At 64.7% G+C, this 7,327-nt stretch carries 6 protein-coding genes; all 6 read right to left on the reverse strand.

Features of this window, described 5'->3' with window-relative positions; all coding sequences use genetic code 11:
- Positions 1-3 precede the first annotated feature (3 nt).
- Positions 4-1,296 carry a carbohydrate porin gene (locus ABE459_RS10035; RefSeq protein ID WP_323830282.1) on the reverse strand — a complete coding sequence of 431 codons (1,293 nt, stop codon included), beginning with the start codon at positions 1,294-1,296 and terminating at the stop codon, positions 4-6.
- Between the two features lie 229 nt (positions 1,297-1,525).
- Positions 1,526-2,674: a sn-glycerol-3-phosphate ABC transporter ATP-binding protein UgpC gene (gene ugpC / locus ABE459_RS10040; protein ID WP_346648022.1), complete on the reverse strand. Its 1,149-nt coding sequence runs from the start codon at positions 2,672-2,674 to the stop codon at positions 1,526-1,528.
- Between the two features lie 3 nt (positions 2,675-2,677).
- Positions 2,678-3,523, reverse strand: coding sequence for a carbohydrate ABC transporter permease (locus tag ABE459_RS10045; protein WP_125465294.1), 846 nt, complete (start codon positions 3,521-3,523; stop codon positions 2,678-2,680).
- The gene (locus ABE459_RS10050) at positions 3,516-4,424 is read right to left on the reverse strand and encodes a sugar ABC transporter permease (RefSeq protein ID WP_323830273.1); all 909 of its coding nucleotides are present in this window, start codon (positions 4,422-4,424) and stop codon (positions 3,516-3,518) included. The genes ABE459_RS10045 and ABE459_RS10050 overlap by 8 nt, the downstream gene beginning before the upstream one ends.
- Before the next feature lie 92 nt (positions 4,425-4,516).
- Positions 4,517-5,803, reverse strand: a complete 1,287-nt coding sequence (locus tag ABE459_RS10055; protein ID WP_323830274.1) for an ABC transporter substrate-binding protein — start codon at positions 5,801-5,803, stop codon at positions 4,517-4,519.
- A 116-nt stretch (positions 5,804-5,919) separates the two neighbouring features.
- Positions 5,920-7,137, reverse strand: coding sequence for an AGE family epimerase/isomerase (locus tag ABE459_RS10060; RefSeq protein ID WP_323830275.1), 1,218 nt, complete (start codon positions 7,135-7,137; stop codon positions 5,920-5,922).
- Positions 7,138-7,327: the final 190 nt, after the last annotated feature.

A 7,327-nucleotide genomic window follows, 5' to 3' on the forward strand; every position in this document is an offset into this window, starting at 1 on the left:
GTCTCAGAATGACGACTGAATCTTCAACCCTGCGACCAGCGCGTTGTCCACCTCGTCCACCGCACCCGGGCTCTTGATGTACTGCAGGTTCGGCCGCACGGTCAGCCAATTGGTGACGTGGAAGCCGTAGTAGAGCTCGGCGTTGTACTCGGTGCGCTGCAGCGGCACGAAGCCTGGATTGTCGTAATCGGTAATGCCGGACTGGGCGTTGAGCAGCTCGGCGCGTTTCTTCACGTCGTCGTTGACATGGATACGGGCCACGCCGAAGCCGATATCGTCCTTGGGCCGGGCGTCAAAGGCGCCTTTGTACACCAGGCCGACCTGCTGGTAGTTGTCGACCACGTTGGTGGCCTTGTCGTGCACGGTGAAGTTGGCGAACAGGCTCAGGCCACGGCTGGCATCACTGGCGTGGGCAGTCACCTGCTGCTGCGCCACCACCCACCAGCCATGCTTGCTGGAGTGCGACTTGAAGTCCTGCCCGGTCAATGCCTGCGGGTTGCCGTTGATGTCGTCATACACATCGTCGGCCTTGGCGGTGCTGTAGTAGTAGCCCAGGCGGTACTCGCCCGGCAGGCCGTTGACCTTGGGCGACCACACCGCTTCCACCGGCAGGATCGCGCCCTTGGTGCCGCTGCCGCTGAGCTTGAAGCCGTTGCCGGTCTCCAGGTTCGACGGGTTCTGCTCGTAGGCACCGACCTGGACGAAGAATTCCGGGGTGATGTTGTATTTCACCCGCAGGGCCCACTGGCTGACCGGCCAGTTGTACCAGATGCCCCCCACCCAGTTGCCCACCTGCGAGCCGCAGAACGCCAGGTTCTGGAAGTCGCAGGGGAAGCTGTTGAAGTCCTCGCCTTCGCCAAAGCGGCCGACTTTCACGTCCAGCGCACCGTCGAAGTACTTCTGCTTGACCCACATCTGCGTCAGCCGCCAGGTCTGGCCGCGCCCCCAGACTTCCTGCACCGAGCTGAACTGCCCGGCGCGTGGGTCGCTGATGCGGTCGTTGGACAGGTTGCGGCCGCTGCGTTCGGTGATCGCCAGTTTGAACTCGGCATCGTGCCAGCCGAAGATCTTCTCCAGGTCCAGGTGCGCGCCGAGGGCGAACTGGTCGCTGTAGCGCGCGGTCTTGTCGTCGTTGTAGCCACCGTGCAGGTTGCCGGCCACCTCGCCGACGTAGTCGAGGGTGAAGTCATAACCCTTTTCCAGCAGCTCGGTGCGGGTGCCACCCCAGTCGCCGGTCATCCATTTCGATTCCGACGAGAAAGCCTCGGCAGCCTGGGCCCCGCTGCTGCCAACCATGGCCAGCAGTGCCAGCGAGCCCAATGTCCTGATGCGATTGCGCTGTTCCATCCCTTTGCGTCCTCTTTTCTTGTTATTAACAGAACGGTTTAACGATGCTTACCTGTAGGAGCGGCCTTGTGTCGCGAAAGGGCTGCGTAGCGGCCCCAGGATCTGCGCATCCCACACAATTGCCGGGGCTGCTCTGCAGCCCGTTCGCGACACAAGGCCGCTCCTACAGGGGGACCGCCTAGCGGCCTTTGAAGCGAGTCACGTTGTCCTTCACGGCAGTAGCGGCCAAGTCCAGCCGCTCGCCGCTGGCGGCGTCGAACAGCAGCACCCGCGCCGGGTCGAACTGCAGGTTCAGGCTGTCGCCCACCCGGCACGCCACATCCGGCGCCAGGCGGCAGCAAACCTTGGTCTGGTTGAGGGTGACGAACACCAGCAGGTCCGGCCCGGTGGGCTCGGTCACCTGCACTTCGGCGCGGATACCCGGCAGGCCGTTGCCTTGCGCGTCCCCCAGCGAAATCTGCTCCGGGCGCACACCCAGGATGACCTCGCGCCCATCCAGCACATCGGCCTCCACCCCCAGCGGCAGTTCGCAGCGCGCCTGGCCGCTGTCGAGCAGCGCCAGCACCCGGCCGTCCTGGCGGGTCAGGCGCACCGGGATGAAGTTCATCGGCGGCGAACCAATGAAGCTGGCGACGAACAGGTTGGCCGGATCGTTGTAGATCTGCTGCGGCGTGCCGAACTGCTGGATCAGGCCGTCCTTCATCACCGCCACCTTGTCGCCCAGGGTCATGGCCTCGATCTGGTCGTGGGTGACGTACACCGTGGTGGTCTTCAGGCGCTGATGCATCAGCTTGATCTCGGTACGCATCTCTACCCGCAGTTTCGCGTCGAGGTTCGACAGCGGCTCGTCGAACAGGTAGATCTTCGGCCGCCGTGCCAGCGCCCGGCCCATGGCCACGCGCTGCTGCTGGCCGCCGGAGAGCTGGCCTGGCTTGCGGCCGAGCAGGTGCTCGATCTGCAGCAGCTTGGCGACCCGCGCCACCTCCTCGTCGATGGCCGCCTGGGGCAGCTTGCGGATCTTCAGGCCGAACGCGATGTTGTCGCGCACGTTCATGGTCGGGTACAGCGCGTAGGACTGGAACACCATGGCGATGTCGCGATCCTTGGGGCTCATGCCGCTGACGTCTTCATCGTCGATCAGGATCGCCCCGCCACTGATGTTCTCAAGGCCCGCGATGCAGTTCATCAAGGTGGACTTGCCGCAGCCCGAGGGGCCGACCAGGATCAGGAACTCGCCGTCCTTGATCGCCAGCTGGATGTCCTTGAGCGTGTCCGGCAAACCGGCGCCGTAGGTCTTGTTCACGTTGCAAAGTTCAAGCGTTGCCATGACTTACCCCTTTACCGCGCCGGCGGTCAGCCCGCGCACGAAATACTTGCCCGCAATCACGTAGACCAGCAGTGTCGGCAGCCCGGCGATCATCGCCGCGGCCATGTCGACGTTGTATTCCTTGGCCCCGGTGCTGGTGTTGACCAGGTTGTTGAGGGCCACGGTGATCGGCTGCGAGTCGCCACTGGAGAACACCACCCCGAACAGGAAGTCGTTCCAGATCTGGGTGAACTGCCAGATCAGGCAGACCATGATGATCGGTGTCGACATCGGCAGGATGATCCGCCCGAAGATGGTGAAGAACCCGGCGCCATCCAGGCGCGCAGCCTTGACCAGGGCATCGGGGATGCTCACGTAGTAGTTGCGAAAGAACAGCGTGGTGAAGGCCAGCCCGTACACCACATGCACCAGCACCAGACCGCTGGTGGTGCTGGCCAGGCCGAGCTTGCCGAGGGTGAACGAAGCCGGCAGCAGCACGGTCTGAAACGGCAGGAAGCAGCCGAACAGCAGCAAGCCGAAGAACAGCTGCGAGCCACGGAAGCGCCACATCGACAGCACGTAGCCGTTGAGCGCGCCGATGGTGGTGGAGATCAGCACCGCCGGCACGGTGATCAGCACCGAGTTGACGAAGTAACCGTTGACCGTGGCCCAGGCCTTGGCCCAGCCGATGCCGGTGAACACCGTCGGCCAGCTCAGCAGGTTGCCGGTGCTGATGTCTTCAGGGGTCTTGAAGCTGGTCAACAGCATCACCACCAGCGGCACCAGGTACAGCAGCACGGCAAGCAGCAGCACGGCGTGGATGGCGAGGCGGCTGAAGCTCAATGCGGGTTTGTCGAGGCGGCTACTCATGGCGTTTACCCCGCAGCTCCGAGTACAGGTAGGGGACGATGATCGCCAGGATGGCGCCGAGCATCAGGATCGCACTGGCCGAGCCCATGCCCATCTGCCCGCGGCTGAAGGTGAAGGCGTACATGAACATCGCCGGCAGGTCGGAGGAGTAGCCGGGACCGCCGGCGGTCATGGCCGCGACCAGGTCGAAGCTCTTGATGGCGATGTGCGCCAGGATCATCAGTGAACTGAAGAACACCGGGCGCAGGCTGGGCAGCACCACCGTCCAGTAGATGCGCGGCAGGCTGGCGCCATCCAGTTGCGCGGCGCGGATGATCGACTGGTCGACCCCGCGCAGGCCGGCGAGGAACATCGCCATGATGAAGCCCGAGGCCTGCCACACCGCGGCGATCACCAGGCAGTAGACCACCCGGTCCGGGTCGATCAGCCAGTCCAGGCGAAAACCCTCCCAGCCCCAGTCGCGCAGCAGCTTGTCCAGGCCCATCCCGGGGTTGAGCAGCCACTTCCAGGCGGTGCCGGTGACGATCATCGACAGCGCCATGGGGTAGAGGTAGATCGTGCGGATAAAGCCCTCACGGCGAATGCGCTGGTCCAGCAGCACGGCAAGGAACACGCCGATGACCAGGGTGATGGCGATGAACAGGCCGCCGAACAGCAGCAGGTTCTTGCTCGCCACCCACCAGCGGTCGTTGTCGAACAGCCGTGCGTATTGCGCAAGCCCGGCCCATTTGTAGGTGGGCAGGAAGGTCGAGGTGGTGAACGAGAGGACGAAGGTCCACAGGATGTAGCCGTAGAACCCCACCAGGATGATGAACATGCTCGGCGCCAGTACCAGTTTTGGCAGCCAGCGCTGGAGCGCGTCCAGGGGTGAGGCCCGCAGGCGGGCGGTTGCTGTAGTCATGATCTGGATTCTCGATGTGCCGCATCGCGGGGCAAGCCCGCTCCCACGCAGGCAGCGCGCATCCGTGGGAGCGGGCTTGCCCCGCGATCTGGTTACTTGGCCGAGTTGATAGCAGCCGCCAGTTTCTTCGCCGCATCGGCCGGGTCGGCCTTGGGGTCGTTGATGTAGTTGGTCACCACATCGAAGAACGCCCCCTGCACGGCCAGCGTGGTGGCCATGTTGTGCGCCATGCTCGGCTGCAGGCCGCCGCTCTTGGCGTCGGCCAGGAAGTCCTTGGCGGAGGTCTGGGCGCAGGCGTCGAAGCCGTACTTGCCCATGTCGGCGAGCATGTCGTTACGCACCGGGATCGAGCCCTTGTTGCTGCTGAACACCTTCTGGAAGTCCTCGCCCAGCACCTTGCGGGCAATGTCCTGCTGGCCCGCCGCGGTGCCGGCATCCTTCTGCTTGAACACCACCAGCGAATCGATGTTGTAGAGGAAGGCCTTGTCGGTGCCGGGGAACGCTACGCACTGGTAGTCCTTGCCGGCGGTTTTCTTGGCCAGGGTCCACTCGCTCTTGGCCCAGTCACCCATGATCTGCATGCCGGCCTTGCCGTTGATCACCTTGGCGGCTTCCAGGTTCCAGTCCTGGCCCTTGCCGTCGGGGTCCATGTAGGTGGCGACCTTCTTCAGTTCGGTCAGCGCCTTGACCATCTCGGGGCCGGTCAGGGCTTTTTCATCGAGGTCGACCAGGGCCTTCTTGTAACCCTCCACGCCCATCACCGAGAGCACCACGCTCTCGAACACGGTGCTGTCCTGCCATGGCTGGCCACCGTGGGCAAGCGGGATGAAACCGGCGGCCTTGAGCTTGTCGCCTGCCGCGTAGAATTCATCGAGGGTAGTCGGGGCCTTGTCGATCCCGGCCTTCTTGAACACCTCGGGGTTGATCCACAGCCAGTTGATGCGGTGGATGTTCACCGGCACGGCCACGTAGTCACCGTCGTACTTCACGGTGTCGGCGACTTTCTTGTCGAGCAGGCTGTCCCACTTCTCTTGCTTGGCAACGTCCTTCAACACATCGGCATCGAGCAATCCGGTGGACGCCCAGTCCTGGATATCCGGCCCCTTGATCTGCGCCACGCCGGGCGGGTTGCCGGCCACTGCGCGGCTCTTGAGCACGGTCATGGCAGTGGCACCGCCGCCGCCGGCAACCGCGCCATCCTTCCAGATGAAACCGTCTTTTTCGACCTGGGCCTTGAGCACATCCACGGCGGCTTTTTCACCGCCGGAAGTCCACCAATGGACCACCTCCACGCTGCCTTTGGTATCGGCGGCATGGGCACTGAGGGCGTACAGGGAAGCGAACGAGATCGCGGCGGCGAGACGAAGCGTCGAATGCATGGGGAATACCTTTCTTGTTGTTATGCGTGGCAAGACTGTCGCTTGCTTTGCAGTGAGTGTAAGGACCTCGCGCCCGGCGCCAGGTAACGAACGGATGCGCGAATGTCAGCGTTTGGTTACAAAGCCAGCGCAATGGCCAGGCTCGGCGCCAGCGGCAGGCGCGGCAGCAACAGGGCCTGCAGTGCGTGATAGAGATCGGGCTTGCCGCCCCAGATGCGCGCGCTGGGCTGGTTGCTCGGGTCCAGTTCGTGGTGCCAGCTGCCGTGTACGCGGTCGATGAAATGCGTGGCAATGAAGTCCCAGAAGCAGCGGTACCACTGCTCGTAGTGCGGCTCGCCAGTGCGCCGCAGCAGGGCGGCAGCGGTGGCGGCGGCCTCGGCATGCACCCAGTGCAAGCGCTCGCGCACCAGCGGGCGGTCACGCCAGTCCAGGGTGTAGACCAGGCCCGGGGCACCGTCGGCGTGCCAGGCGTTGCGGCAAGCGCTGCCGAACAGGCCTTTGGCGGTGTTCAGCAGCGCCTTCGGCACCGGCAGGTCGGCACGCAGCCGGGCTGCTTCCAGGTGCAACAGCAGGCGCGCCCACTCGAAGGCATGCCCGGGGGTGGTGCCATAAGGGCGAAAACCATCGGCGGGATTGTCGCGGTTGTAGTCCGGCAGCGCTTGCCAGCCTGGGTCGAAATGCTCGGTGACGCGAAACCCGTCGCTGGCGGCCTGGCCGAGGATCAGCCGCTCGACGATGCGCAGGGCGCGATCCAGCCACAAGGCGTCGCCGGTCACATCCGCCAGCGCCAGGAATGCCTCGACACCATGCATGTTGCTGTTGGCGCCGCGGTAGGCCTCGGCCTGTTGCCAGTCGCGGCTGAAGGTCTCACGCAGGGCGCCCTGCGCTTCGCACCAGAAGCGGGTTTCGATCACCTCGATCGCTTGCTCCAGCAACGCGGGTGCAGCGGCGACACCCGCCACCACCGCCGAACTGGCGGCCAGGGCGACGAATGCGTGCAGGTACGCGGCCTTGTCGCTGCCGGCCTGACCTTCAGGATGGGTGAACCAGCCACCGTACTCGGCATCACGCAGCGGACCTTGCAGGGCAGCGACGCCATGCTCGACCAGGTGCAGGCAGCCCGGCACGCCCTGCAGATGGGCCAGGGCAAAGCTGTGGGTCATGCGGGCGGTGTTCAGGGTCTCGGCGAGGGCGCCGCGCGGCAGGCGGCCATCGTCATCCAGGTTGCCGAAGCCCTGGGGCAGGCGTGCGGCCTTGGCGAAATCGAGCAAGCGCAAGGCCTCGGTGGTGAGCCAGGCGTGGTGTACGGGGGAATCGAGCCAGCTACGGGTCATTGGCGTCTTCCTTGTTGTTGTCAGCCGATTCTAGCCAGCCGTCCTGGGTGGCATGTCACGAAGGCCCGCCGGTTTGTCACCATACCGTGACAGTGGCGAAGTCATCGCGGGGGGGACCCCCCCCCCCCACCGTTTAAACCCAGGGGGGGGGGGTGGCCCCGCTTGGGGGAAAAAAAGCACAACGGGGCAA

The sequence above is a fragment of the Pseudomonas sp. TWI923 genome, from assembly GCF_039673365.1.
Classification (GTDB): Bacteria; Pseudomonadota; Gammaproteobacteria; order Pseudomonadales; family Pseudomonadaceae; genus Aquipseudomonas; species Aquipseudomonas sichuanensis.

Excerpts from the sequence above, each read along its gene's own strand:
- ABE459_RS10035 (WP_323830282.1), bottom strand. The coding sequence starts at position 1,296 with ATGGTTGGCAGCAGCGGGGCCCAGGCTGCCGAGGCTTTCTCGTCGGAA.
- ugpC (WP_346648022.1), bottom strand. The coding sequence starts at position 2,674 with ATGGCAACGCTTGAACTTTGCAACGTGAACAAGACCTACGGCGCCGGT.
- ABE459_RS10045 (WP_125465294.1), bottom strand. The coding sequence starts at position 3,523 with ATGAGTAGCCGCCTCGACAAACCCGCATTGAGCTTCAGCCGCCTCGCC.
- ABE459_RS10050 (WP_323830273.1), bottom strand. The coding sequence starts at position 4,424 with ATGACTACAGCAACCGCCCGCCTGCGGGCCTCACCCCTGGACGCGCTC.
- ABE459_RS10055 (WP_323830274.1), bottom strand. The coding sequence starts at position 5,803 with ATGCATTCGACGCTTCGTCTCGCCGCCGCGATCTCGTTCGCTTCCCTG.
- ABE459_RS10060 (WP_323830275.1), bottom strand. The coding sequence starts at position 7,137 with ATGACCCGTAGCTGGCTCGATTCCCCCGTACACCACGCCTGGCTCACC.